Raw genomic sequence first — 26,270 nt, forward strand, 5'->3', positions numbered from 1 at the left:
TGCCGTGGTCGAACGGATTGATGCCGCGCGCCTTGGCCTCGGGGTTCTGGTGGATCAGCAGATCCATGCCGCTCTCGCGGGCCATGCGCTCGCGCATCTCGTACATCGCCCGGAACTTCCAGGTCGTGTCGACGTGCAGCAGCGGGAACGGCGGCTTGGACGGATAGAACGCCTTCTGGGCCAGGCGCAGCATCACCGCCGAGTCCTTGCCGATCGAGTACAGCATCACCGGCCGCTCGCACTCGGCCACCACCTCGCGGAAGATGTGGATGCTCTCGGCCTCGAGCCGCTGCAGGTGGGTCAGGGTCTGAGGGGTCAAGCCGGCTTCAAGCTTTTCTGAACGGGTGAGGACGGGCGCGCCCATGGAAGGACCTTACGAAAACCGATGGCAAGCCCGCGCGCCGACACGGGCGGGCTTTCAGGCCCGGCGTGAGTTAAGCGGGTGGCGGCGGGGCCACAAGGCGAAGCGTCCGCAGGAATTCTGTACGCGGGCACAGTGAAGTTGGAGGCAGGCGCGCCCCGCGTGGAGCGCGAAGGGCCGGCGCGACGCTCGGCCCGCCAGGAAAGCTACGGCGCGCTTGAGCCCGGCCGCGTCTGCGCCAGCAGGGAGATGGCGTCCGCGAGGCGCCAGAACCGCAGGCGATACAGCGTCCACAGCGCCGCGCCCCTTTGGGAGAACGTCGTGAGCTCGGGGCTCGTGAACACCTTCGGCGTGTGGGCCACCGCCGACAGCGGCATCAGGATGTTGCGGGCGAGCCAGCGAAGCCGCTGGTGCGGACGGTCCGCCATCAGTCCGAAGGTCTCGAGGTTCAGGCGCCGCCACTTGCCGGTGAGCTGCTCCCACGTCACGCGCGCCGGATGGCCGATGGCGGCCGCGGGGACGTAGCCGAGGCGCGCCCCGCCCGCGACGGCCCGTCGGGACCAGTCCACATCCTCCGAAAGCCCGACGCCGAAGCCGCCGACCCGATCGAACAGCTCGCGGCGGCAGAACATGTTGCCGGCGCCGGTGAAGCCCTTCTTCTCGATGTAGGTCTTGAAGTCGAAGGCGAAGACCCGCTCGAAGGCCTCGGCCGGCGTCATGCGATCCACGTCGCCGACGAGCACGCGCACGCGGCCGCCCACCAGGTCGTAGCGTTCCAGGCCGGCCACGCCTTCGGCCAGCCACTGGGGCTCTGCGACGCAATCCGAGTCGATGAAGGCCAGGATGTCGCCCCGGGATGCGGCGACCGCGCCGTTCCGCGCGGGGCCCGCGCCCTTCTCCGTGACCACGACCAGGTTCGCCCGACCGGCGACGACCTCGCGGACCGCCTCGATGCCCACGGGCGAGTTGTTGTCGGCGATCACGATCTCGAAGCGATCGCGCGGATAGGTCTGCGCTTCCAGGGCCTCCAGGCAGATCCGCAGCCCGGCCAGGTCCTGGTAGTGGGGCATGATCACGCTGACGAACGGCCGGACCGGCTGTGCAGATGACATTCAGACCTCGCGCGAACCGTCCCGCTCGTCCAACCGCCTAAGCGGAGACCGTGAGCGGACAGTAAATCGCGCCCGCGAGATTGGAAGGGAGCGGTATCCCGCGTGGCCATGGATGTCCGAAAACCGCGAGACGTGCGGTCGGGCAGGCGGCATGCTGTCCGGCATGGACATGGACTTCGAGGCCTGCCGCCGCGCCTTCGTCACCCGCGACCCGCGGTTCGACGGGCGCATCTTCGGCGCCGTCAGGACGACAGGCATCTACTGCCGCCCGATCTGCCCGGCGCGCACGCCGAAGCCGCAGAACATGACCTTCTATCCCAGCGCCGCCGCCGCGCAGGAGGCGGGCTACCGGCCGTGCCTTCGTTGCCGGCCGGAGGCCTCGCCCGACCTCGGGGCGTGGCGCGGGACGTCCAACACCGTCTCGCGGGCGCTGGCTCTGATCGAGGGCGGCGCCATGGACTCCGGCGACGTCGACGCGCTGGCGTCCCGGCTGGGGGTGGGCGAACGTCAGCTGCGGCGCCTGTTCCGCCAGCATCTGGGCGCCTCGCCGGTCTCGGTGGCCCAGACCCGCCGGGTGCTGCTGGCCAAGCAGCTGATCCAGGAGACCCGCCTGCCGATGAGCGAAGTGGCGCTGGCCGCGGGCTTCGGCAGCGTGCGGCGGTTCAACGAGACGTTCCAGCAGCTCTTCGGCCGCCCGCCGGGAGCCCTCAGGCGGTCCCGGGCGGCCGAGGTCTCAGCCGCGGAGGGCATCGTGGTGCGCCTGCCGTACAAGCCGCCCTACGACTGGGACGCCATGATCGCCTTCCTCGCCGATCGGGCCATCCCCGGCGTGGAGCGCGTGGAGGCGCGTCGGTATGTCCGCACGCTCGCGGTCGACGGCGAACACGGCGTGGTCATCGTCACGCCCCGAAACGACGACGCGCTGCAGGCCGACATCCGCTTCCCCAGGCTGAAGAGCCTTCCGGCCGTGATCGCGCGCGTGCGCCGCGTCTTCGACCTCTCGGCCGACCCGGTGCTGATCGGCGCCCATTTGAGCCAGGACCCGGCGCTGGCCGGCCTGGTGGCGGCGCGGCCGGGTCTGCGCGCGCCCGGCGCCTGGGACGGCTTCGAGCTCGCGGTTCGCGCGATCCTGGGCCAGCAGGTCAGCGTTTCGGCCGCGCGCAATCTCGCTGCGAAGCTCGTGGCCACGTACGGCGAGCCGGTCGACGACCCGATCGCGGCCGGGTTCGGGCTCACGCGCGTGTTCCCGAGCGCGGACCGGCTCGTGGGACAGCCGATCTCGCTGACGCTAAACATGCCGCGCGCGCGGGGCGCGGCCGTCGAGGCCCTGGCCCGCACCGTCGCCGAGGATCCCGCGATCTTCACGCCCCGCGCCGATCTCGAGAGCGCCGTGGCGGCCCTGAAGGCGCTGCCGGGCGTGGGGGAGTGGACCGCGCAGTACATCGCGCTTCGCGAACTTCGGGAGCCTGACGCGTTCCCCCAGGCCGACGTGGGCCTGATGCGCGCGATGGCGGACGCTGCGGGCGTGCGGCCGACGCCCGACCAGTTGCTGGCGCGCAGCCAGGCGTGGAAGCCGTGGCGCGCCTACGCCGCCCAGCACCTGTGGGCCGCCGACGCGAGCGTCGCCGCCCAGCCGAGGCCCCCCATTCGAAAGGACAGGGCCCATGCCCGCCGCGCCGCCTGAGACGCTTACCCTGGACCGCATGGCGACCCCGATCGGCGTCGCGCTCGTGGTGACCGACGCGCAGGGCGTCCTGCGCGCCTTCAACTGGGCGGACTACGAAGACGCCATGCGCAGGTGGATCGCACGGCGCTACCCCGGGGTCCCGTTGGCGGAAGGCGAGGGCCCGCTGCGTGCCGCCTTCGACAGGTATTTCGCCGGTGACGTGGACGCGCTGAGCGCCGTCCCCTGGGAGGGCGTCGGCACGGCCTTCCAGCAGCAGGTCTGGCGGGCTCTGTGCGACATCCCTCCAGGCCAGACCATCAGCTACGCCGAGCTGGCCCGCCGCGTGGGGCGTCCCACGGCGGTGCGGGCGGTCGGGCTCGCCAACGGCTCCAACCCCGTGGCGCTGGTGGCGCCGTGTCATCGCGTGATCGGCTCGAACGGCGCGCTGACGGGCTATGGCGGCGGGCTGCCCAGAAAGCGGTGGCTGCTCGAGCACGAAGGCGCCGCGTTCAAGCGGCAGCGGGCGGCCTGAACGAATCCGGCGCGCGTGTTAGGGAGCCTCATGGGTCTCCTGCAGCGCATTCTGGCGGTCATGCTGTGGCCGCTCGCCCTGGCCGTCATGGCGGTCTCGCTCGCCGCGCAGGGCGGGCGCGTCAGTCCGCACCTCGACGTGCTGACCCACTTTGCGCTGATCTACCTGTTCGTGGCGCTCGCCTGCCTGCTGGGCGCGGCCCTGACTCCGCGCCGCGGCCGTCTGGCGCTCGCGGGCGTCGCGCTCGTCGGCGCAGCGGCGTCGGGGGCGCTGGTCGCGCCCGAGTTCCTGCCCAATCCAGCCGAGCCCAGGGCCCCCCTCGACGCGCCCGGACAGATCAAGGTGATCGAGTTCAACGCGTGGAGCCGCAACGTCGCGCCTGAGCGGGCGTCCGCCTGGCTGCTGGAGCAGGCCCCGGACATCATCGTGATGATCGAGAGCAAGCAGATCACCGACCGGTTGAAGGCGGCCGGCTACCAGGTCGCATGCCGGGGTTGCGGCGCGCTCATCTTCACGCGCCAGAAGGCGGTCTGGAGCGCCGGCCGCGATCCGCGCGACGACCGGACCCGCTTCCTGGCTGCGGCGACCTTTGCCGATCCCAACGGCGACTTCACCGTGGTGGGGGTGCACCGGGCCTGGCCGCTGCGCTTCGAACGCGATCGCCGCGAGGCCCAGGCGCTCCGGGACTACATGGCGCCATTCCCCAAGGAGCGCCTGATCCTGGCCGGGGACTTCAACTCGACGAGCTGGTCGTTCGCCCGGCGGCGGGACGACCGCGACCTGGGCGTGATCCGCCGGACCCGGGGGCTGTCGACATGGCCGGCGGCCCAGCTCAGCCACAACAGGCTGCCGGCTCCGTTCCCCTATCTGCCGATCGACCATGTCTACGCCGGTCCCGGCTGGGCGACCGTCAGCGTCGAACGGGGTCCCGAGCTGGGCTCGGACCACTACCCCGTGATCGTCACGCTCGCGCCGGTCGATCCCGTCGCGGACTGAACGAACATTGCGAAAATTTAAGCCGTCGGCCCCGGTGCGGATGGCGAAGCTGCGTGGCATACCTTGGGTAGGCAGGAATCGTCCGGGGGCGAACCCATGGCGACATTGACGGAAATGGTGGCCGCGGTGGTCGTTCATTCCTCTGCCGCCGCCTTCTCGCACTTCGGGGTGACCTTCGACCTGCCCAAGGTCGAGCAACGCAACGTCGCCGCCGAGCGCGTCGTGGCCCGTACGCCGCGCCAGGCTGCGGCGCGGCCTGCGCGCGTGGAGCCGGCCGGCCTGCAGAAGGCCGGGATCTGCCCCGACAAGACGCCGCTCGTCCGCGCCTGATCCGGGCCTGACGTCGCGCCGCGACATTCCGGCGTCCCACCGGTGTTTGTGCAGCCCGCCTGTTTGCGTACGCCACCGCCGCGGGTAATCCTGCGAACCTGACGTCTTGCCGGCTGTCGGCTGGCGTCAGGCCCGGTGCGACGGATCCGCCGGCTCGAGTGGAAGGGACGAGGCGTTGTTCTCGAAGCGGCGGCAGCCCATGGATTTCGGAACGTCCGAGCCCGCGGCCGAAGCGCCGTCGGAGGCCGATCCGGGCGTGGCCGACGTCGGGCCGGCCGAGCCCGTGGGCTTTCGTCCCATCGATCGCGACAGCGAGCAGTCGGTCACGGTGCCCAGCGGCCGCGGCGCCCTCGCCGAAACCGTCGCCGATCCTCGGTCCACCGCCGTACTCGTCGACCTGGAGGACGGCGCGCCCGCGGGATGGCCGATCTGGCTGACGGCGTTCGCGGTGGCCGTGCTCTGGGCGCTGGCGCCCATCGCGTTCGCGCTCGGTTACCGGTCGAACGTCGCCCCGCTGCAGGATGACGCGTTCGCCCTCGCGGTCTTCGCGCTCCTGGCGATCGGGCCTGCGGCGTTCGTCTTCGGCGCCGCGTTCATGATCCGCCAGGGGCAGAAGCTCGCCTGGGAGAACCGCCGGGCCAAGGCGGCGAGCGAGGACATGCTCGGCCCCGCCCTCGTCGCGGCCGCCCGCGCCGGCGACGTGACGCGCGCCGTGCGTGACGAGATCGCCCGCGCCAGCCAGGCGGCCGAGGAGGCCCGCGAAACCCTGCTGGCCATGCGCGACGCCCTGGCGTTCGAGACGGACAAGCTGACCGGGGCCGCCGCCCATTCGGCCCGCACGGCGCAGGAACTGGCCGCCACGCTGGGCCGCGAGCGCTCCGAGATGAGCGTCCTGGCGCAGACCCTCGACGCCCAGGCGATGAAGGTCAGCGACGCCATCGTCCAGCAGGCCCGCATGGTGGGCGAGGCGGCCGGTGTGGCCGAGACGCAGATCCGCGAGGCGGAGACGGCGCTGGCGGCCCGCGCCGCCGACCTGGCCGCCGCGGCCGGCGAGGTCTCGACCGCGGCCCGGACCGCCGGCGAGGACCTAACCCGCCACATCGCCCGCCTCGAGACCGCCGGGACGGGCGTGGCCGAGCAGGTGAGGGCCGTGGAGGCGGGGCTTTCCGAGCAGCGGACGGCGCTGGTCTCGCTGAGCCAGGCGCTGCAGGCGGACCACGGGGGCTTCGCCGCGGAGGCCGCCGCCCATGCCGAGAAGCTGGGCGAGTTCATCGAGTCGGCGCGCGCCTCCGCAGCCGCCATGGCCGAGCGGGCCACCAGCGGCGGCGAGCAGCTTCGGCGCCTGATGGCCGACGCGGCCCTGCAGTTCCGCGACCTGGCCGAGACCGCCCGCGCGGAGCGCGAGGAGTTCGGGCAGTCGACGCTGCATTCGCTGGAGGCGGTCTCGCGCGCGGCCGCCGAGCAGCGCGCGCAGCTCGAATCCCAGACGCGCGCGGCGATCGAGGCGCTGTCCAAGGCGGCCGAGGAGACTCGGGAGGCTGCGGCCCGTCATGCCGCCGCCGCGCGCGAGCAGGTGGACAACCTCTCCGAAGCCGCCTTCGGCGCCGGCCAGAAGGCCAATCAGGTCTTCGAGGCGCGCCTCGAGGAGGCGAAGGCGCTGATCGAGCAGTCCTCCCGCATGGTCGAGGACGCCGGGGCCCTCACCGCCCGCAAGCTGGCCGACGGGGCGGCCTCGGCGCGCGCGACGCTGGACGAACTCGCCGCCATGCTGGGCGACATCGAAGCTCGCGCCGCGCAGCTCCCGGCCACTGCGGCGGCACAGGCAGAGCAGGCCCGCGCCGTGGTCGCCGAGGGCATGGATGAGCTGATGGCCCAGGCGCGCAGAACCGCCGAGGAGGCGCAGGCGATCGACGCGGCGTTCCAGGAGCGTGTCCGCAAGAACTTCGAGATGCTCTCCGAGGCCGTTCGCCTGATGGGCGTCGCCGCGGCGTCGCCGCAGCCGCTGCCGGCGCCGACACCCCGGCCGCCGCGGCGCGAGGCGGGGACCGGCGGTGCGTCGGCCGCCGCGCCGCCGCCGGAGACCGCGACGCCCCTGGCCGAGCCGCCGGCCGAAGACCCCGGCGCGCTCGCCGACCGTCTGGGCCTGAAGAACCGGATACGCTTCACGCCCACCGCCACCGACCGGGAGTTCTCCGCCGTCTTCCAGGCCGCCGGCGGCCATCCGACCGGCTCCGACGACGACGAGGACGCCGACGAGGCCCCGGGCGACGACACCTGGACGTGGAAGGACCTGCTCGCGTCCCTCGACGGCGCCGAGGGCGAGGGCGAGCGGCTGGAAGAGACGCTGGCGACAGAACTCGCCAACATGGGGGTGGACGCGGAGAAGCTCCTGCCGCTGGGGCGGGTCGAGGAGATCGCCGCCGCCATGCAGACGGGCGACGCCGAGGGCGCGCGGGCGGTGGTCAAGCGCCTGGCGCCGGCGGCCACGCGCCGGATCGGCCGGCGCCTGTTCACCGACGAGGCGATCCGGCGGAAGGCCGAGGTCTACGTCCGCCGCTACAAGACGCTGGTGGACGACGCCGTTGGCCGCGACCCTGAGGGCTTCGTCCTGGCGAACATGCTGGCCGCAGATTCCGGGCGCATCTTCCTGCTGCTCGACGCGGCCGGCGGCGACATGATCTGAATCATGGAACCGCCGCCCTGGCGGCCGGCGTTTGAGCGACCATGACCAGTGATATCGAACGCGCCCACAAGGCGTGGCGGCGGGCCGAGCGCGTGAAGCAGCTGTCGGATCGCGTGATCGGCATCGGGCGCTGGGGCCTGGGCATCGACGGCGTCGTGGCGTGGATTCCGGTCGCCGGCACGGCCTATTCGCTCGGCGCTGCGGCGCTCCTCCTGTCGGAAGCCGTCCAGGCGGGGGCGTCGAAGGCGACGATCGCGCGGATGGCCGCCTACCTGGGCCTCGACAGCGTGGCGTCCGGCGTCCCCATCGTGGGCTGGGCCCTCGACACGCTCTTCACCGGCCACGCCTTCGCCGCACGCGCACTGCAGCGCGATATCGAGAAGCGCTTCGGCCGTCCGGCGGGCGCCGTCGCCGAGGCGCCGCTCCAGGGCCGCGCCGTCGCGGGGCGCTGAGAGGCGGGGCATCTGAAACGACCCGTAAACCCGAGGTGGTCCAGGTTGCCGTCCGGGAGTTGACGGCGGGCGGCGTCCCGCACAGGAAGGCGTGCATGAAGATCCTGATCACCGGCGGCGCCGGCTTCATCGGCTCGGCCGTGGTTCGGCGCGCCATCGCCGACGGCCATCAGGTGGTGAACCTCGACGCGCTCACCTACTCGGCCAACCTCGAGAATGTCGAAAGCGTCGCGGCCGACCCGCGCTACGCGTTCGAGCATGTGGACGTGTGCGATCGGGCCAGGCTCGAGGCCGTCTTCGCGAAGCATCAGCCCGACGCGGTGATGCACCTGGCGGCGGAGAGCCACAACGATCGCGCGATTGAAGGCCCGCTCGACTTCGTGAAGTCCAACATCACCGGCACCGCCGTCCTGCTCGAGGTGGCGCGCGCCTACTGGGGCGGCCTTCCCGGAGATCGGAAGGACGCCTTCCGGTTCCACCATGTCTCGACCGACGAGGTGTTCGGCGCCCTGGGCGAGACCGGCGACTTCACCGAGGAGACGCCCTACGACCCGAAGTCGCCCTATTCGGCCTCCAAGGCGGCGGCCGACCACCTCGTCCGCGCCTGGGGCCACACGTTCAAGCTGCCGGTGGTGATCACCAACTGCTCGAACAACTACGGCCCGCACCAGTTTCCGGAGAAGCTGATCCCGACGGTGATCACCCGCGCGCTGGAGGGCAAGACGATCCCGGTCTACGGCGACGGCCGCCAGGTGCGCGACTGGCTGCACGTGGACGACCACGCCGAGGCCCTGCTCCTGGTCCTGCACAAGGGCGTCCTGGGCGAGACCTACTGCATCGGCGGCGACGCGACGAAGCGCAACATCGAGGTCGTGCGCGCCATCTGCGCCCATCTGGACGCCATGGCGCCCGCGAACACGCCGCACGCCGACAAGATCACCTTCGTCACCGACCGGCCCGGCCATGACTTCCGGTACTCGATCGACTCCACCAAGCTGGAGCGCGAGCTGGGCTGGAAGGCGCGCATGCCGCTCGACCGCGGCCTGGAGGACACCGTGCGCTGGTACGTCGACAACTACGGCTGGGTGGAGCGCATCCGCGAGCGCGGGTTCCATTCCGATCGCCTCGGCCTGGTGAAAGCCTGAGGGCGCGGCCATGAGGAAAGGGCTCGTTCTCGCCGGCGGCGCCGGCACCCGCCTTCACCCGCTGACCATGGCGACGTCGAAGCAGCTGCTGCCGGTCTACGACAAGCCGATGATCTACTATCCGCTGTCGGTGCTGTTCCTGGCCGGCATCCGGGAAATCCTGATCATCACGACCGAAGAGGATCAGGCCGGCTTCAAGCGCCTGCTGGGCGACGGCTCGCGTTTCGGCGTCCGGTTCGAATATGTGATCCAGCCGCATCCGGGCGGCCTGGCCGAGGCGTACCTGCTGGGCGAGGACTTCGTCGGCGGCCAGCCGTCCACCCTGATCCTGGGCGACAACATCTTCTTCGGGCAGAACTTCGTGCAGATGCTGAAGAACGCCGACGCCCGGACCGAGGGCGCCACGGTGTTCGGCTATCCGGTGCACGACCCCGAGCGCTACGGCGTGGTCGAGCTTTCGGCGGACGGCCGGGCGCTCTCCATCGAGGAAAAGCCCGCGAACCCCAAGTCCAACTACGCGGTGACGGGGCTCTACTTCTACGATGGCCGCGCCAGCGAGATCGCCAAGACCCTGACCCGCTCGGCCCGCGGCGAACTCGAGATCACGGCGCTGAACGACGTCTACCTGCAGGAAGGCCGGCTGCACGTCGAGCTGCTGGGTCGCGGCTTCGCCTGGGAGGACGCCGGTACGCATGACAGCCTGATCGGCGCCGGCGAGCTGATCCGCGTCTTCGAACAGCGCCAGGGCCTGCGCATCGGCTGCCTCGAAGAGATCGCCTTCGAGAACGGCTGGATCGACCGATCCGAACTGCTCAAGTCCGCCGAAGTCCAGGGCAAGAGCGAGTACGGCCGTTACCTGCGTGAACTGGCGGGGAGGGGCTGAGAACTGAATGCCGCAGCACTCGCCATGCGAGCAGGACGCTGTTAGGCATGAGCATACGAACCTTGCTTCGAAGCGCGGGCGATCGCCTGCGCCCACGGCCAAGGCTGGAACGGAATTTGCAGCAGATCGCCCGGGGCCCGTAGGCTGGTCCTGATCATGGAGGGGCGCTTGAAGACTAGAGCACTAATCGTGGTGGCTGCAGTCAGCGTGGGACTCACGCTTTCGGGTTGCGACCAGGTGCGCCGCCTGGCGGGCGGGGGCAAGGCCGAGGGCCAGGTCGTCGCCACCGTCGACGGCCAGGAGATCACCAGCCTAGAGCTGCGCACCGAACTCGGTAACTTCGCGTCTCGCGACCCCAACGTGATGAAGGCGGCGCAGCAGCAGGCGTTGCAGCGGATCATCATGCGCAAGCTGATGGCCGCCGAGGCGCGCGAACAGAAGCTGGACAAGAGCGCCGAGTACAACCTGCAGGTCGCCCGGGGCGAAGAGGCGCTGCTGGGGTCCCTCCTGCAGCGCAAGATGGCCAGCAAGGCCGCCCAGCCGACCAAGGCTCAGGCTCAGGCCTACGTCGCCGCGCACCCCGAGAAGTTCGGCGAGCGGAAGGTGATGTTCGTCGACCAGATCATCGCGGCGCCGAACAAGATCTCGCCTGACCGGTTCCAGCCGCTCAAGACCATGGACGAGGTCAAGGCGCTGCTGAACAGCGAAGGCGTCCAGTACCAGGAGAATGCGGTGGTGCTCGACACCCTGTCGGCCAATCCGCGGCTCGTGCAGGGCGTGAACAACCTGCCGCCGGGCGAGATCTTCGTGATCCCGCAGGGCGGCGCGATCCTCTTCAACCGCGTGACCGCCTCGCGGGCGGTGCCGTTCGGCGGCGACGCCTCCGTGGCCTACGCCATGAACGCGTTGCGGCAGGAGCGCGCGCAGGAGCTGGTCGGCAAGCAGCTGGCCGACATGCGCAAGGCGGCGGAGCCGAAGATCACCTACAATGCGGCGTTCAAGCCGCCGCCGGAGAAGAAGCCGGGCGCCGCCCCGGCCGCCAAGCCGGCCGCCGCCCCGGCGGCGCCGGCGCCGGCGGCTCCGGCCGCGGAACCGGCCGCCAAGTAGCGAGCCGCTCAGTCACGAAAAAGGGCCGGCGGGGAGACCCGCCGGCCCTTGTCTTTTGGCGTTGCCGCGACCCGAACTAAGAGACCGCCGTCGCGGTGCGGGCCGGCGCCGCCGGCGGCGCCTCGCGGTTCAGGTTCCGCTGGGCCCACATCATCCAGATGAGCGTCGGGAGCCCTTCCTCCACGAAGGCGTAGCGCTGGTTCACGTCCTCGCCCTGCACCGGCCGGAGCAGGCGCTCGCCCACCAGCACCTCGATCGCATCCTGCGCCTTGCGCGCGGTGATCTCGTTCGCGGTCTCGATATCTCGACCGTCGAAGACGCCGTCCGCGGCCAGGGCGGCTCGCGCCGACATCGCCAGCGCATCCTGCCGCCCCTGGTCGAACAGCCGCCGGACCTGGGTTTGCGCCGGCGTGGGGATGCGGCCCTGGAACTCAAGGATCGCGCGGTCGACGGCGCTCGCGACGTCCACGGGCGACACGGTCGCGCGGCCCTGGTCGAGCGCCGCGTGGCCGGCGTGGTGGCAGATCAGGTTCGCGATGTACGGAGAGCCCCGCGCGACCTCGACCACGAAGGCTCCGGCCTGGCTGTCGAACTTCAGGTCGGCCTCACGTTCGCCGTTGGCGACGATCTGCATGACCTCGCCCTCGCTCATCTTCGGCACGCGCAGGGCGAAGATGTTGCGGCGGATCGAGGGGATGTGTTCGACGAGCTCGGTCAGGTCGGCGGCGACGCCGGCCAGCACCAGCTGCACCCGGCCCAGACGGTCCGAGAGGTTCTTGATCAGCTCGGCCACGTCGCGGCGGAATGACCCGGACTCCGCCCGGTCGAACTCGTCCAGGATGATGAGCACCCGCGTGCCGGTCAGCTTGGCGCACAGGTCGCCGAACTTGCGCGGCGACAGCGGTTCGCTGGGCAGGAGGTCGGCGAGGGTCGAGCCCTTCTCCGTCTCGGCCGCGGTCGGCGAGAACCCGGAGTGGAACAGCAGCGGAATCTCGGCCGCCGCGGCGCGGAAGGTCTCGTCGAAGTTCGAGTTCGCGCCGCACGACGTATAGACGACGATGTATCGCGCCTCGTTGGCGGCCTGGCTCAGCACATGCAGCAGCGAGGTCTTGCCGATCCCGCGCTCGCCGTAGAGCACCACGTGCAGCCGCTGGTCCTCGATGGCGCGGATCACGGTCTTCAGCACGTCGTCGCGGCCGGCGAACAGCCGTCGATCGGCCACGGGCTGAGACGGCGTGAACGCATGGCGCAGCTTGGCCCGGACGGCGCTGAAGCGATCACCGCCGCGCCCGCTCATCTGGTCGCTGGCGGTAGTGTTGAAGCGGGGAAGGCCGCCGGCGTCGTTCGCCCGACGGTGGGCCTCGCGGATCAAGGGCTTCACGATCGACGGCTGCGCCTGCGTCTCGGCGCGCGCGGCCTTCGTCGGGGCTTTCCGCTTGAAGGGATTCCAGCCTGCCAAGTCGATCTCCATCTCCGCGCGCGAGGGCCCACAGGGAACGCCTACGCGCGCGCCCAGCGCACGGATGCCTTTTCGCCCGGCGCTGCCTTCTGTTTACTTAATGGCATTCCGAAGGCGAATCGGCGACTCCGGGCGCGCCCCCGTGCGCCGCGATTCGCTCAAGCTTCTCGCCAGTGAGACTTGGTCGTGATAATTTGTGGTACGGATCTTGCGTCCAACCGCACGGCTGGTGCGAATATGCATCACCAGCGGCTCGGAAAGGGCAGCAGGATCGGGGCTTTTTCTGGCGACAGGGTCATTCGACTCGCCTGCTAGGGGAAGGGTGATGACAGGGTCTTCGCCCCCTCCTAGAGTGAACGATAAGTTAAATGGGGTGCTGACATGAAAACCATTACCAAGCTTCTGGCCGGCGCAGCGGTCGCTCTCTCGATGAGCGCGGCTTCGGCGCAAGCCGCTGTCTTCATCGGTCTCTCGACCGATGGCGGCGCGACCATCACGCAGGTGTTCTCGGGCGGCGACGCCACCTTCGAGTACCTGACCACGAACCTCGGCGGCTTCGACACGATCAGCGTCGAAGGCGACCCGTCGATCCTGCCCGCTCTCCTCCACAGCGATGTGGTGAACGTGAACGCGAGCGGCGCGGCCAGCGTGTCGATCTTCGTCACGCGGACGGGCATCTCGGCGCCGACCTACGGCGGGTTCTTCTCGAGCTTCTCGAGCAACAACTCGAACAACCGCTTCACGGTCGTGACCTCCACCTACGTGGACGACGACGACGACGTGTTCGGTCTGGACACGCTGCTCGCCAGCTCGACGTTCTCGGCGTCGGGTTCGCAGTCCTCGAACTTCATCTCTCCGGGCGCGGTTCCGGATGGCGTGTTCTCGGTGACCAACCGCTACGACATCTCCACGACGGGCGGCGGCACCACCTCGCCGACGATCATCCTCGGCGCGGTTCCGGAACCCGGCACCTGGGCCCTGATGATCATGGGCTTCGGCGGCGCCGGCGCCATGATCCGCAGCCGCCGTCGCCAGATGGCCGCTGCCTAAATCCAGCCTTAACGGCTGACGAGAATACTGAGCCGCCGCTCCTGCCGGAGCGGCGGCTTTCGTATGTCGGGGCCGTTCGCCTGTTCACGGTGCGGGCGTCACCACGTATACAGCCCCGATGCCGACGCGGAGTCCGTGATGAAGTTGCCGCCGATCCTGTCCATCATCTGGGCGCGTCGGGCGGTGTTCGCGGTTCCGGTCGTGGGCGCCCTGATCGGCTCCAGCATCGCCATGGCGGTGACGCCCCCGCGCTACATGGCGTCGGCCCGCGTCGTCCTGAACTACATCAAGCCGGACGCTGAGACCGGCATCGTGGTGAACTCGAAGATGGTCGAGACCTACGAGAAGACTCAGATCGACTTTCTGCGCGAACCCGAGGTTTCCGCGCTGGCCGCCGAGGCCATGGGGTGGCTCGACCTTCCCGAGATGCAGGAAGCCTATGCGCTTCGCGACCCGCAGGACACGCGGGACATGGCGACCTGGGCCGCGGCGCGCCTGATGGGCGGCATCAGCGCGGTCATGGTCGAAGACAGCAACATCCTCGAGGTGCGCTACACGGCGGCGAGTCCCGAAATGGCGACGGCCATGGTGGGCGCCATTCGCGACGCCTACCTGCAGGCGAGCACCAATCAGCTGCGCCGGTCCGCCGAGGAACGCGCCAATGCGAACGCACTCCGGCTGCGGGAATCCAACAAGCGCCTCGCGGAGTTGGAAGCGCAGAAGACGCGCGTCGAGCGCGCCACGGGCCTGATCCTCGACGCCAGCAGGCGAGAGCTGGACGCGGCGAAGCTCGCCAACCTGGCATCAGCCAGGCCTCGGGCGCCCGTGGTCGATCCCGGGCAGGGCAGGCCGAGCGTCCAGGCCAACAACCTCGCGGCCGTGGACGCGGCGATCGCATCGCGCGCAGGGGGCCTCGGCCCCAACCACCCGCAGTACCAGGCCATGCTGAGGCAACGCGAGCAGGCCAAGGCCATGGCCGAGCAGGCCGGCCAGCGTGAGAACGCGTTCAGCTCGTTCTTCCAGAGCCAGGCCCGCGCCGAGGCGGCCCTGTTCGAGGCGCTCAAGGCCAAGGTGCTCTCCCAGCGGCCGGACGCCCTGCAGTTGAAGCTGCTGCAGGATCAGATCGACAGGGAACGCGAGATTGCGACGAGCCTTGCCGAGAGCACGGCCGAGGAACGTCAGGGTTCCACGGGCGAGCAGTCCGGACTGATTCCGATCGGCGAGCCGTCGGAAGCCAGGGAGTCGATCCGCAGCAATTCCACGTTGATCATATCGACGGCCGTCGCGATGGGCGTCCTCTACGGAGCCCTGCTGGCGCTGCTCGTCGAGTTCCTCGCGCGGCAGGTCCGGTCCGCCGAGGCGCTGCAGGCGGCGGCGAGCGCGCCGGTGCTCGGTGTCGTGCCGCGCAATCGTCGTCGAGGTCCGCCTCGTCGCGGCCGCTGGCCGAAGCCGCGACGCCTGCCGGCAGGCCGGGCTGCGGCTGTCCAGGCATGAGGCTGTTCCGGAAGCGTAGATCCGCCGACGCTCAGAAGGTCACGGACAACCGCACGCCGGCGCGCCCCAGCGTTTCCCCGCCGCCGCCGGCCGCTGTCGCATCGGCGGATGCGCTGCCGATTTCGTACACCTACGGACCCGACCTCCTGCTCCTGAGCTCGGCGTCGAGCCGCGCCGCCGTCGCCATCCGCCAGACCGCGCTCGAGCTGATAGCGCACCACGTCAGCCGCGGTCGCCGCTCCCTGGCGCTCTGTGGCGTTGCGCGCGGGGCCGGCGTCAGCTTCCTCTCGATCAACCTGGCCCTCGCGCTGGCGATGGACGGCGTCTCGACGCTGGTGATCGACGCCGACCTGGATCAGCCCTCGCTCGAGACCTTCATCCAGCCGAGCCACGAGACGGCGGGCCTGCGCGAGTACCTTCTCGACCCCGAGGTGACCTCATCGGACGTGATCCACCGCGATGTCGTCGCGAACCTCTCGGTGATCTATGCGGGTGGGCCCAGCGAGATCGCCTCCGAACTGATCGGGCAGGCGCGATTTGCGGACCTGGTCCGCGCCTGCATGCGCGACCATGACCTTGTGATCATCGACACGCCGCCCGCCAGCCTTTCGGCCAGCACGAGGCGCATCGCGGCGGTCGCGCACTACGCCCTGGTCGTGGCGCGGTCGGGCGCAAGCCACGTGGACGGGGTGGAGGTCCTCTCCCGGTCCCTGAAGGAGGACGGTGTCGAAATCGTAGGGTCGGTGCTGAACGCCGTCTGAGATCGTGGACCCGGCGCTCAGCGCGCCGCGGACCGCGCCGCCCGGCCGCGCAGCGAGGCCAGGACCTCGTCGAGGAAGGCGATCAGTTCGCGCGGGTCGGTGGTGGCCGGGGTCGCCGTTCGCGTGCGCGCGCGCTCGAGGGCCTGCTCGAATTCCTCTTGCGTGTTCGCCACCTGCACCAGACCCCTGGCTTCGAACGCGCTCGTGATCTCCGACTGGTGATCGTCGTAGTGTTCGCCAAGCCGGGAGAGGCGGGGGATCGCGATCACCTGGCAGCCCTGGCGCAGCGCCGTGATGAGCGATCCCGTGCCGCCATGGCAGACCACGATGGAGCAGTCGCCGAGGATCTCCTGCACCCTGTCGAACGAGAGGGTCTCGTGCGTCTCCAGCCCCTCGGGCTTCAGGCCGCCAATCCCTGTCTGGACGGTGATCCGTTCTGGGACGAGACCCTTCTCGGCGGCCGTTGCCACGGTGGCGACCAGCCGATCGAAGGGGAGGGTGGCGCCGACGGTCGCGAACAGCCACGGCTGCTTGTCACGCTGGGCCGGTGGCAGGACCCGGAAGGGGTCGAAGACCTTGGCCCTGGGATAGTAGGGCGCGAGCTTCGCGGACTGCACCACGAGATCGTGCGCCAGAGGCGAGGCCAGCCGGCCGAACAGCGAGGGCTGTTCGAAGCGGGCGAACGACTCGATGACGACGACGTGGGCGCCCAGCAAGCGGCCCAGCAGCACCGGAAAGTAGACCGCGCCCGCGCCGGTGCTGATGATCACGTCCGGCCGCTCGCGGAGCATGATGCCCACCGAACGCGCCAGACTGCGCGCCGCGCCGGCCAGCATGCGGAAGGGGGCTCCCAGCTTCGCCTGGCCCCAGGCGAAGTGGGGCAGGAAGTGCGTCCGGTGGCGCTCGCTCAGGGTGCGTCCGAGCGCCGTATCCTCGGTCACGAAGAAGTGGTCGAAGCGCGACCAGACAGGCTCGAGATCGAGCAGCTGCCGCACGTGGCCGCCGCCCGAGGCTGCGAGGCAGACCCTTAGGCCGGCGCGGTCGCGCGTCGGGTTCTGAGGTTCGGAGTCGGCAGTCTGTCCGGCGGCCATGTGTAGATCGCTCCCGCGGTATCCTTGCGCCGAAGCGTCGTAAAGGACTGGTGAACATCCATCGCGGATTGTCGCGTCGCCAAGGCTTCGGCTGACATCGGGCCCTGGCGGCGGTACGGCGGCGCAGCCAATCGAGCTCCGGGAGATTCATGCCAGACGTTCTCGACACCTCCCCCACGGTTTCCCGCGTCCTGAAGGGAGAACTCTGCTCTGGCTGTGGGCTCTGCGCCGCCGTCTCGGACGGCGCGATCGAGATGCAGTCCACGCCGCCGGGCTACAACCGTCCGGTGGTGCGCGCGCCTGTGAGCTCCGCCGCCGAGGCCCTGATCGCCCAGTCCTGCCCGGGCGCCGTCGTCGCCTCCTGGCCGGGCGAGGCCCACCCGTACTGGGGGCCGCTGCGGAGGACCGCCACCGGGGCGGCCGGCGACGAGCACACCCGGTTCGAGGGCTCCTCCGGCGGAGCCATATCCGGCCTGCTCGTGCACGCCCTGGAGACCGGTGTGGTCGACCGGGTCCTGCATATCGCTCCGGACCCCCGCGATCCGACACGCAACGCGACCGTGGTGTCCCGCTCGGCGGCGGAGATCATTGCCCGGGCGGGGTCACGCTACACGGCCTCGTCGCCCCTGGCGGAGATTTCGGCCGCGCTCGCGGAGGGAGGCCGCATGGCCGTCGTCTGCAAGCCCTGCGACGCCTCGGCGCTGCGGCGGCTTGCGGCTCGTGACGAGCGGGTCGGCCGGCACGTGCCGCTGATCGTCTCCTTCTTCTGCGGCGGCATCCCCAGCCATGCAGGCGTCGGTCGCATCCTGGCCGCGATGGGGGTGGAGCCCGCCGCGGTGACCGACTTCCGGTTCCGCGGCCGCGGCTGGCCCGGCGACTGCGTGGCCACGACGCCCGCGGGCGAGGCCCGGATGAGCTACGCCCAGTCGTGGGGCGGGCACCTGTCCCGCGAGGTGCAGTTCCGCTGCAAGATCTGCCCCGACGCGGTCGGGGGCGTCGCCGACATCGCGTGCGCCGACGCCTGGTACGGCGACGATGACGGCTACCCGAGCTTCGACGAGGAGGAAGGGCGCAGCCTGATCATCGCGCGGACGGAGGCCGGGGCGGCGCTCCTGGACGCCGCCGTCGCCGCCGGCGCCGTGAGCGTGGATGCGTTGGACCCCGGCGAGATCGAAAAGATGCAGCCGTCTCAAGCCCGCCGCAAACGTCTCATACTGGCGCGGGTCGCAGCCCTGCCGCTGACGCTCCAGCCGCGTCCGCGGATGTCGGGCCTGAAAGTGCTTGCGGCCGCGAGGCTGGCTCCGCCGATGGAAGCGCTGCGCAATCTCGTCGGGACGGTGCGGCGAACCTTGCAGGGGCGTCGGAGCCGTCTCTAAAACCCGACGGGCCTATACTCTTTTCGGCCTTAGTTGATAGTTAGTGACTGACCTCTATGAAACCGGCTTTTCGGGGGCGTGTGGATGCGACTGAGGCCGCTGATCTTTGTAGCGGTTGCGACGGCGGGCGCCTCGTTCCAGGCGGCCGCCCAAGTGATGCCGACCGTGCCGGCTGCGGCTGCGCAGCGGGAGGTCAAGATCGGCGTGCGCGCCGGGGTCACGTATGACTCCAACGTCGCGCGCGCGGACAGGGCGACCGCCATCGCGCGCGACATCAAGGCCGAGGACTACACGTTCCGCCCGCAGGCCGTGGTCTCCATCACCCAGCCCGTCGGACAGCAGATGCTGGTGCTGCAAGGGGCTGGAGGCTACGACTTCTACCGCCACAACACGCGGCTGAACCGGCAGCGGGTCGACGTGACCGGGGCCGGCGTCTCGCGCGTGCTGGGGTGCCAGGAGACCGTCTTCGCAAGCTACCGGGCCTCGCAGTCCGAACTGCAGGACCTGGACCTCGGGACCTCCAAGAACCTGTTGAAGACGAACGGCGTCGGCGTTGGGATCGCCTGTGGACGTCCCGACAGCCTTCAGGGGAACATCGTCGTCCAGAAGACGCAGGCGAAGAACTCGGCCGGGACGCGCAAGCTGTCGGATTCCGACGGCAAGGTGCTGGCCATGACGCTGGCCTACGGCCGCCCGTCGCTGGGTACGGCGACCGTGCTCTACACCTACTCGGACGCCCAGTTCCCCAACCGCATCATCCCCGGACGGCCCGTGGGCGACGGCTTCTTCACCGAGACCTTGGGGCTGGGCTACGAGCGCCAGTTCGGGCAGCGGATCCTCGTGAGCGGGATGGTCTCCCGCACGGAGCTCAAGCGCGAGTTCGCCCCGCCAGGCCTGCCCCTGAAGCTGACCACGACCACCTATGTCGGGTCGGCCGAGTATCGGCCCAGCAACCGCCTGACGATCTCGGCTGACGTCGCGCGCCAGATCGTGCCGTCGCAGCGGACCGGCAAGCTCTACGACATCACGACGGCCTACAACGGTGTGATCCGGTACGAACTGGGCACGCGTTTCACCATTTCGGCCGGCGACAGCTATCTTCGGTCGACCTCGAACACCGATACGATCAGCGCCATGAGCGTGATCACGAGGTCTCGTGCGAACACAATCTTCGGCTCGATCGCCTATCGGCAGAGCGAGCGCACGTCCTTCCTGTTCGACGTCCGACAGGAGGACAGGAAGACCAATCTTGTGAACTTCAACTACAATGACACGCGTGTAGGCCTGTCGGCCGAAGTCAGTTTCTGAGTGGGAAGACCGGAATGAAGATCAAGACGCTGCTCATCGCGCTGTTGGCTTCGGTCGTCACCGTCTTCGGCGGCGCCTCCTTTGCCCAGACCCCGGCGGCCGCCTCCCAGCCCGAGGCCGCCCAGGCGGCCCAGGCCGCGCCCGGCCTCGGCGACAGCGCCTCGTCCGACTACGTGCTGGGTCGCGACGACAGGCTCGTGGTTGGACTTCTCGGGAGGACCGACTTCGGCGGCACCGCCCGCGTCCAGGCCGACGGGACCATCCAGCTTCCCCTGATCGGGAAGGTGCAGGCGGCCGACCGGACCACGGCCGAGCTGGCGGAAGCCGTCCGCAAGGCGCTCCAGGCGGGTCAGTACTTCGCCGATCCCATCGTGACGGTGGAGGTCGTGGGGTATGCGAGCCGCTATGTCACCGTGCTCGGATCGGTCGGGGCCCCCGGCCTCATCCCCATGAACCGTCCCTATCGCCTTTCGGAGATCCTCGCCCGGGTCGGCGGGATCCGCGACGGCGGCGCGGACTTCATCGTCGTGCGCTCTGCGAGCGGCGAGGAAAAGCGGTACAGCGTGCGCGACCTGTCCATGGGCGGCGCCGAGCAGGATCCGTATGTCGTCTCGGGTGACAAGATCTTCGCGCCGCCCGCCGAGCAGTTCTACATCTACGGCCAGGTGAACTCGCCCGGCGCCTACGCGCTCGCGACGGGCATGACGGTCCGGATGGCCATCGCGAAGGCCGGCGGCCTGACCCCCTCGGGGTCGGACAAGAAGATCGACGCGACCCGCAGTGGCAAGAAGACCAAGCTCGACATGGCCGCCGAGATCCAGCCCGGCGACGTCCTCGTCGTCGGCGAGCGGATGTTCTAGGCAGAGGTTCCCGGAGCTAAAGCATGAGCATCCTGCAATTTCTTAGGATCGTCTGGGCCAACCGGATGCTCATCCTGGGCAGCACGATCGTTTGCTTCGCGCTGGCGTTCCTGACGGTCCAGCTGGTGCCGCCGCGGTACGAGGCTCGCTCGCGGGTGATGCTGGATGTCATCAAGCCGGACCCTGTGACTGGTCAGGTGATGGCGACGGCGTTCCTGCGCGCGTACACCAAGACGCAGATCGAGCTGGTCAAGGACCAGCAGGTCGCGCGCCGGGTCGTCGAGGACCTGAACTGGGCCAACGACCCCAATTTCCAACGCCGCTACCGCGAGCGCCGCGGCGACGAGGATCTCGACTTCCAGCGCTGGGCCGCTCAGCAGGTCGTCAAGGGCGCCGATGCGAGCCTCATCCAGGGCAGCAACATCCTCGAGATCACGTATTCCTCGTCCTCGGCCGCCGAGACCAAGATCGTGGCCGACGCGCTGCGCAAGGCCTACATGGACATGACCCTGCAGTCGCGTCGGGAAACCGCGCGGCGGAATGCGGAGTGGTACGAGAACCAGGCCGAGAAGGCGAAGTCGGTCCTGTTCCAGGCCGAGGCCGCCAAGTCGGACTACGAGCGCCAGAACGGCGTCTTCCTGCAGGACGACAAGGTCGACATCGACAGCGCCCGACTGGCCGCCCTGGCCTCCCAGGGCTCGACGCCGATGGTCGCGCCTTCCGCAGGCGTGGATATCCAGAGCGCCACGCAGCTCGCGGCGCTGGACGCCGAGATCACCGAGGCGTCGAAGTCGATGGGCCCCAACCACCCCACGCTGCAGGCGCTGAAGCGGCGCCGCGAGGTGCTGGCGCAGCAGGTGGCCCAGTCGCGTAACGCCTCCTCGGCCGCAGCCAGCGCCGCGCTCAGCGCCGCGCGCGCCACCAGCGGAATGCTCGAGGCCCAGAAGGCCAAGGTCATGGCGCAGCGCGACAAGGTCGAGCGCTTGCGGGTCATGCAGGCCGAGATCGACCTCCGCCGCGACCAGTACAACAAGGCGATGATCCGCGCCGCCCAGCTGCGGCAGGAAGCGGACGTGACCGAGTCGGGCGTGATCCCGCTGGGCAGCGCCATCACGCCTCAGCAGCCCGAGTTCCCCAAGAAGGGCCTCATCATGGGCGCGGCCCTTGCCGGGGGCGCCGGGCTCGGCGCGTTCATCGGCCTCCTGGCCGAGCTGTTCGGCCGCAGGGTGCGAAGCGCGGAGGACCTCGCGCTCGCGATCGACGCGCCCGTGCTCGCCATCATCCGCAACCCGGCCAAGACGCCGAAGCGGAAGTCGATGTTCGCGCTGCCGTCGCTCGCAGCGCCGCTGCTGCGCCGCAGGGTGGTGCGTGCATGAGTTCGTCGCCGCGTCCGCAGCCGGTCCAGCCGCCGGAGAACCCGATCGAACGTCAGCTTCCCGATGACGAAACGCGGCAGCGTTACGAGCTGTCCGCCGATCTCGTGACCATTTCGGACTCTCGCCCCACCGAGGCCGAGGCGATCCGCACCGTGCGCACCCACATGGTCGCCCGGCACCTGGAAGACGGCCGCCGCGGCCTTTCCGTGGCCGCGCCGACGTCGGGCGTCGGCTGCACCTATACGGCGGTGAACTTGGCGGTGGCGCTGTCCCAAGTTGGGATTTCGACGCTCCTTATCGACGCGGATCTTCGTGCGCCGCGGGTCGAGGAGTTCATCCGGCCGGAAATCCCCACCCAGGGATTGCGACAGTTCCTGGCGGAGGAGGACGGGCGCCTGCACGCCTATGTCCATTCGGACGTCCTGCCGAACCTTTCGGTCCTGTATGCCGGCGGGACGGCGGAATATCCTCAGGAACTGCTGTCGGGGGAGCCTTTCAAGCGCCTCGTCGACCGTTGCCTTCGTGATTTCCAGTTCACGGTCATCGACACGCCTGCCGCCGACCTCGGCGCAGACGCCGTCCAGGTCGCTTCGATCGTCGGCTATACCCTCGTGGTCGCGCGCGCCAACGTCACCTTGCTCAGTCAGCTCAGCGACTTGGCGAGCCAATTGCATGAAGACGGCGCCCGGGTTGTGGGCACGGTGTTGAGCGAGATCTGAGGGGCATGAACGCGGCAATAGAGGAACGTGCGCCGGTAGACCCGCCGTACGGCCCAATCCTGCGAAACTGGGCGCCCTTGGCGGCCCTCCTGATCATCGGCATTCCGACGATCATCAGGCTTGGCGCGCAGGTCTGGTCCCAGGAGTTCGGCGCCCATGGGCCGATCGTGCTGGCGACCGGCGCGTGGCTCCTGTGGCGTCAGATTCCGGCCATGTCCGAGACCGGGCGGCCAGGCCACATGGGGCTGACGCTCCTGGCCGTGGCGTTGTCGTTGCCGGTCTATGTGTTCGGCCGCGCGTACGACCTGATCAGCCTCGAGACGGCCGGCGTCTACGGCTTCGGCGTCGCCCTTCTGCATCAGCGCTTCGGCGTCATGACGCTCCTGAAGAACTGGTTTCCGATCTTCTACCTGGCCCTGCTGCTGCCCATGCCCGGGTGGTTCTTGGACGAATTCACCGCGCCGCTGAAGCTTCTTGTGTCGGTGATGTCGGCGAGCGTCGTCGAGTTGATGGGAATCCCCCTCGTGCGCGAGGGCGTCACCATGACCGTCGGTCCGTACCAGTTGCTGGTGGAAGACGCGTGCTCGGGCCTGAACTCGCTGGTCGGCCTGATCGCCATCACGCTCTTCTACATCTACCTCCTGCGCAACGCGACGTGGCAGTACTCGCTGTTCCTGGTGTGCATGATCATTCCCATCGCGATCATCGCGAACGCGATCCGCATCGTAATCCTCATTCTGCTCACCTATTTCTATGGCGACGCCGTCGGCCAAGGCTTCCTGCATGTCACGGCCGGCTTGTTCCTCTTCGCGCTCTCGCTGGTGCTGATGTTCGCGCTCGACAGCCTGGTTTCGCGCTTCTGGCGGAATGGAAAGGTCGCGGCATGATGCCAAGACGCAGAGACCTGCTGATCGCCGGCCTCGGGGTCGGCGCGCTCGCCGCGGCCGAGGGCCTGCGGCCGCGGCGGCGCCTTGTGCTGCTCAAGAGCAACGCCAAGATCGAGGACGTCCTCCCGCAGAGCTTCGGCGCCTGGCAGGCCCACCCCTCGTCAGGCCTCGTCGGCCCCGAAATGGCCGGCCGCCTTGCCAAGACGCTCTACAGCGAGACCGTTCAGCGCACCTACGACGACAAGGTCACCGGCGCGACGGTCATGCTGCTGGCCGCCTATGGAGACACGCAGAGCGACCTCCTGCAGCTGCACCGCCCCGAGAGCTGCTACCCCGCCGTGGGCTTCACGGTGACGCTGACCCAGCCCGACAACGTTCGCGTGGGGCAGGGGGTGTTGCCGGCGCGGCGGGTGATCGCACAGACCAGCGAGCGCACCGAGAACATCCTCTACTGGACGCGGCTGGGCGAACGGATCCCGCAGAGCGGCGGCCAGCAGCGTGACGCACGGCTGCAGAACGCCATGGAAGGCTACGTCGCCGACGGCATTCTGGTGCGCTGCTCGGTGGTGGGCGAGCCGGAGGAATCCTTCAAGGTCCTTCGCCGTTTCGTCCCCGAGATGCTCGCCGCGTCGCGCAAGGACGGGCGGCCCGCCCTGATCGGGACGAAGCTCTCGAGCCAGATCGCCTGACATTTGGACTGAGGCCGACATGCCGCGCGGAAGCGCCTCGTTCCGATGCAGGCCCGCGGCCTCGTCCCGCCGGGGACTCTGACCGTGCGCGTCGCTGTCGCCATCGTCGGGTTCCGCAACCCTGGAGACATCGTCCGCTGTCTCGACGCGTTGAGCCGCTCCACGTGGCGCGAGTTCGAGGTCGTCGTCTGCGAGAACGGCGGCGCGGAGTGGGCCGCGCGGCTGTCTTCGGAGGTGCCGGCGCGCCTGCCTGCCGGTCAGCCCGTGCGCGTGATCGATGCGGGCGCGAACCTTGGGTATGCGGGCGGGGTCAACCGCGCGATGGCCGCGGCGCCGGACGCGGACGCCTGGTGGATCCTGAACCCCGATACCGAGCCGCAGGCCGGAGCGCTCGAGGCTCTCGTGAACCGCCTGCAGTCCGGCGACTGCGACGCCGTCGGCGGGACGATCTACCTGCCGGGCCAGACGGTGCAGGCCCACGGTGGCCGTTGGCGCAGGTGGCTGGCGCGCGCCGTGTCCATGGGCTACGGCGCCAGCCTGGCGGATCACGTGGACTCCCGGGCCGTCGAGCGGTCGCTCTCCTACCTCAGCGGCGCCTGCATGCTCGTGAGCCGACGGTTCCTCGAGACGACGGGTCCGATGCGGGAGGAGTACTTCCTGTACTGCGAGGAGGTGGAGTGGTGTCTGCGGGCCACCGGGCGTGGGATGCGGCTCGGTTTTGCGCCCGATGCGCAGGTGCTGCATCGGTCGGGTGCGACGACGGGCGCGCACGAAGCCGTCCGCTTGCGTCCGAAGACACCGATCTACCTCGACGAGAGAAACAAGATGCTTGTGACGCGGGACTGTTTCCCGGCGTTGCTGCCGGTGGCTGCAGCCTCGGCCTTCGCGCTCGCGCTCCTCCGGTTCGCGCGCAAGGGGGCCTGGCGGCAGCTCGGCTACGCGTTGGAGGGGTGGCGGGACGGTCTCTTGAACCGACGCGGTCCGCCCTCGTGGATATCCGTCGCATGACGGCCGCAATCTCGTAAGGTTCGTTCAATCAGATCGGCTTAAGGCATTACGCGCGAAGGATGCGCCGGGCCCGCCCGCCGAGCTTCCAGTCCGAGGGGAATAGTGGGGATCACATGATCGGTCGCGCCAGGCAGATTCGTAAGCAGCTCGTGAGGGCTTTCGTCGGCGAGGACTATCCCCGTCTGATCCGCCACAACGCCGTGGAGCGGCCCCACTACGGGTACATCGTCTTCCACGCCGCGGACCTCGCCAGGCGTCTGGGACTACAGAAGATCAGCGTGCTGGAGTTCGGCGTCGCCGGCGGCCGCGGCCTGCTGAACCTCGAACACCATGCCGACCGCGTGTCGAAGATCACCGGCGTGGGCATCGAGGTCTACGGCTTCGACACGGGCATGGGGCTTCCCCCGCCCGAAGACTACCGCGACCTGCCGTACATCTGGCAGGAGAGCAACTTCAAGATGGATCAGGAGGCGCTCAAGAAGCGCCTCACCCACGCCAAGCTGGTGCTGGGGCTCGTGAAGGAAACGGTCCGCGATTTCGTCGCCAAGCACGATCCGGCGCCGATCGGCGCTGTCTCCTTCGACCTGGACTACTATTCCTCGACCCGCGACGCCCTGGAGATCCTGCTGGTCGAGCCCGAGCGGCGGCTGCCCCGGATCTTCGCCTACCTCGACGACATCTACAGCAGCGACCTGGGCCACGTGACCCCGCGCACCGGCGTCCCCCTCGCGCTGAGCGAGTTCAACGCGGCGCATCCGGATCACGAGGTCGCGCAACTGACCCACCTGGAGTTCGCCTACGGGCCCTACCGGATGTGGCAGCGCCAGATCTACAGCTGCTCCAGCTTCGCGCACCCCCGCTACAACCAGGATGTCGTGAAGGCCGACAGGCAGCTTCGGCTCTAATCCGTCCAGGACGTATCAAG

25 protein-coding genes are annotated in these 26,270 nt (G+C 69.6%); 21 read left to right on the forward strand and 4 right to left on the reverse strand.

Going from position 1 to position 26,270, the window contains the following annotated elements; all coding sequences use genetic code 11:
• Both JNK30_RS06195 and JNK30_RS06200 read right to left on the reverse strand, forming a co-directional pair.
• Positions 1-364: phosphoadenosine phosphosulfate reductase family protein (locus JNK30_RS06195; RefSeq protein WP_293481179.1), on the reverse strand; the 364-nt coding region annotated here is incomplete at its 3' end.
• Between the two features lie 203 nt (positions 365-567).
• Positions 568-1,473 carry a glycosyltransferase gene (locus JNK30_RS06200; protein ID WP_293481180.1) on the reverse strand — a complete coding sequence of 302 codons (906 nt, stop codon included), beginning with the start codon at positions 1,471-1,473 and terminating at the stop codon, positions 568-570.
• 112 nt (positions 1,474-1,585) lie between these two features.
• Here JNK30_RS06200 and JNK30_RS06205 point away from each other — a divergent pair, with 112 nt between their 5' ends.
• The 9 genes from JNK30_RS06205 (at position 1,586) to JNK30_RS06245 (ending at position 11,267) form a co-directional block, all read left to right on the forward strand.
• Positions 1,586-3,157, forward strand: coding sequence for an AlkA N-terminal domain-containing protein (locus JNK30_RS06205; RefSeq protein ID WP_293481181.1), 1,572 nt, complete (start codon positions 1,586-1,588; stop codon positions 3,155-3,157).
• A 19-nt stretch (positions 3,158-3,176) separates the two neighbouring features.
• Positions 3,177-3,671 carry a methylated-DNA--[protein]-cysteine S-methyltransferase gene (locus tag JNK30_RS06210; RefSeq protein ID WP_293481182.1) on the forward strand — a complete coding sequence of 165 codons (495 nt, stop codon included), beginning with the start codon at positions 3,177-3,179 and terminating at the stop codon, positions 3,669-3,671.
• A gap of 30 nt (positions 3,672-3,701) precedes the next feature.
• Positions 3,702-4,667 carry an endonuclease/exonuclease/phosphatase family protein gene (locus JNK30_RS06215; protein ID WP_293481183.1) on the forward strand — a complete coding sequence of 322 codons (966 nt, stop codon included), beginning with the start codon at positions 3,702-3,704 and terminating at the stop codon, positions 4,665-4,667.
• Between the two features lie 96 nt (positions 4,668-4,763).
• Complete coding sequence (locus JNK30_RS06220) at positions 4,764-4,997, forward strand: hypothetical protein (RefSeq protein WP_293481184.1); 234 nt, start codon at positions 4,764-4,766, stop codon at positions 4,995-4,997.
• Positions 4,998-5,196: 199 nt separating this feature from the next.
• Complete coding sequence (locus tag JNK30_RS06225; protein ID WP_293481185.1) at positions 5,197-7,680, forward strand: polar localization protein TipN; 2,484 nt, start codon at positions 5,197-5,199, stop codon at positions 7,678-7,680.
• A gap of 41 nt (positions 7,681-7,721) precedes the next feature.
• Complete coding sequence (locus JNK30_RS06230) at positions 7,722-8,132, forward strand: DUF4112 domain-containing protein (protein WP_293481186.1); 411 nt, start codon at positions 7,722-7,724, stop codon at positions 8,130-8,132.
• A gap of 95 nt (positions 8,133-8,227) precedes the next feature.
• Positions 8,228-9,277, forward strand: a complete 1,050-nt coding sequence (gene rfbB, locus JNK30_RS06235; RefSeq protein ID WP_293481187.1) for a dTDP-glucose 4,6-dehydratase — start codon at positions 8,228-8,230, stop codon at positions 9,275-9,277.
• Positions 9,278-9,287: 10 nt separating this feature from the next.
• Positions 9,288-10,160 (forward strand): glucose-1-phosphate thymidylyltransferase RfbA, encoded by an 873-nt coding sequence (gene rfbA, locus JNK30_RS06240; protein ID WP_293481189.1) that lies wholly within the window; start codon positions 9,288-9,290, stop codon positions 10,158-10,160.
• A 168-nt stretch (positions 10,161-10,328) separates the two neighbouring features.
• A complete protein-coding gene (locus JNK30_RS06245) occupies positions 10,329-11,267 on the forward strand; it encodes a SurA N-terminal domain-containing protein (protein WP_293481191.1) in 939 nt (312 codons plus the stop codon).
• 76 nt (positions 11,268-11,343) lie between these two features.
• On the opposite strand, the gene JNK30_RS06250 is transcribed toward JNK30_RS06245, so the two are convergent.
• A complete protein-coding gene (locus JNK30_RS06250) occupies positions 11,344-12,738 on the reverse strand; it encodes an AAA family ATPase (protein ID WP_293481192.1) in 1,395 nt (464 codons plus the stop codon).
• Positions 12,739-13,107: 369 nt separating this feature from the next.
• Between JNK30_RS06250 and JNK30_RS06255 the strand changes: the two genes are divergently transcribed.
• The 3 genes from JNK30_RS06255 (at position 13,108) to JNK30_RS06265 (ending at position 16,031) form a co-directional block, all read left to right on the forward strand.
• Positions 13,108-13,776 carry a PEPxxWA-CTERM sorting domain-containing protein gene (locus JNK30_RS06255; RefSeq protein ID WP_293481193.1) on the forward strand — a complete coding sequence of 223 codons (669 nt, stop codon included), beginning with the start codon at positions 13,108-13,110 and terminating at the stop codon, positions 13,774-13,776.
• A gap of 63 nt (positions 13,777-13,839) precedes the next feature.
• Positions 13,840-15,270, forward strand: a complete 1,431-nt coding sequence (locus tag JNK30_RS06260; RefSeq protein ID WP_293481194.1) for a hypothetical protein — start codon at positions 13,840-13,842, stop codon at positions 15,268-15,270.
• Complete coding sequence (locus JNK30_RS06265; protein ID WP_293481195.1) at positions 15,267-16,031, forward strand: CpsD/CapB family tyrosine-protein kinase; 765 nt, start codon at positions 15,267-15,269, stop codon at positions 16,029-16,031. Before JNK30_RS06260 ends, JNK30_RS06265 begins: the two co-directional genes overlap by 4 nt.
• A 17-nt stretch (positions 16,032-16,048) precedes the next feature.
• Here the strand turns inward: JNK30_RS06265 and welK are convergent, their stop codons facing one another.
• A complete protein-coding gene (gene welK, locus JNK30_RS06270) occupies positions 16,049-17,122 on the reverse strand; it encodes a beta-1,4-glucuronosyltransferase WelK (RefSeq protein ID WP_293481196.1) in 1,074 nt (357 codons plus the stop codon).
• A 149-nt stretch (positions 17,123-17,271) separates the two neighbouring features.
• On the opposite strand from welK, the gene JNK30_RS06275 reads away from it, so the two are divergent.
• The 9 genes from JNK30_RS06275 (at position 17,272) to JNK30_RS06315 (ending at position 26,250) form a co-directional block, all read left to right on the forward strand.
• Positions 17,272-18,498: a Coenzyme F420 hydrogenase/dehydrogenase, beta subunit C-terminal domain gene (locus JNK30_RS06275; RefSeq protein WP_293481197.1), complete on the forward strand. Its 1,227-nt coding sequence runs from the start codon at positions 17,272-17,274 to the stop codon at positions 18,496-18,498.
• 84 nt (positions 18,499-18,582) lie between these two features.
• Complete coding sequence (locus JNK30_RS06280; protein WP_293481198.1) at positions 18,583-19,806, forward strand: hypothetical protein; 1,224 nt, start codon at positions 18,583-18,585, stop codon at positions 19,804-19,806.
• A gap of 14 nt (positions 19,807-19,820) precedes the next feature.
• Positions 19,821-20,666 carry a polysaccharide biosynthesis/export family protein gene (locus tag JNK30_RS06285; RefSeq protein WP_293481200.1) on the forward strand — a complete coding sequence of 282 codons (846 nt, stop codon included), beginning with the start codon at positions 19,821-19,823 and terminating at the stop codon, positions 20,664-20,666.
• Positions 20,667-20,689: 23 nt separating this feature from the next.
• Positions 20,690-22,042 (forward strand): Wzz/FepE/Etk N-terminal domain-containing protein, encoded by a 1,353-nt coding sequence (locus tag JNK30_RS06290; protein ID WP_293481201.1) that lies wholly within the window; start codon positions 20,690-20,692, stop codon positions 22,040-22,042.
• The gene (locus JNK30_RS06295) at positions 22,039-22,761 is read left to right on the forward strand and encodes a CpsD/CapB family tyrosine-protein kinase (protein WP_293481202.1); all 723 of its coding nucleotides are present in this window, start codon (positions 22,039-22,041) and stop codon (positions 22,759-22,761) included. The genes JNK30_RS06290 and JNK30_RS06295 overlap by 4 nt, the downstream gene beginning before the upstream one ends.
• Before the next feature lie 5 nt (positions 22,762-22,766).
• Positions 22,767-23,648: an exosortase V gene (gene xrtV, locus JNK30_RS06300; RefSeq protein WP_367118733.1), complete on the forward strand. Its 882-nt coding sequence runs from the start codon at positions 22,767-22,769 to the stop codon at positions 23,646-23,648.
• A complete protein-coding gene (gene epsI, locus JNK30_RS06305; protein WP_293481204.1) occupies positions 23,645-24,337 on the forward strand; it encodes an exosortase-associated protein EpsI, V-type in 693 nt (230 codons plus the stop codon). Before xrtV ends, epsI begins: the two co-directional genes overlap by 4 nt.
• A 45-nt stretch (positions 24,338-24,382) precedes the next feature.
• A complete protein-coding gene (locus JNK30_RS06310; protein WP_293481205.1) occupies positions 24,383-25,345 on the forward strand; it encodes a glycosyltransferase family 2 protein in 963 nt (320 codons plus the stop codon).
• Positions 25,346-25,494: 149 nt separating this feature from the next.
• The gene (locus tag JNK30_RS06315) at positions 25,495-26,250 is read left to right on the forward strand and encodes a hypothetical protein (RefSeq protein WP_293481206.1); all 756 of its coding nucleotides are present in this window, start codon (positions 25,495-25,497) and stop codon (positions 26,248-26,250) included.
• Positions 26,251-26,270 lie beyond the last annotated feature (20 nt).

The organism is Phenylobacterium sp. (assembly GCF_016793225.1).
GTDB lineage: Bacteria > Pseudomonadota > Alphaproteobacteria > Caulobacterales > Caulobacteraceae > Phenylobacterium.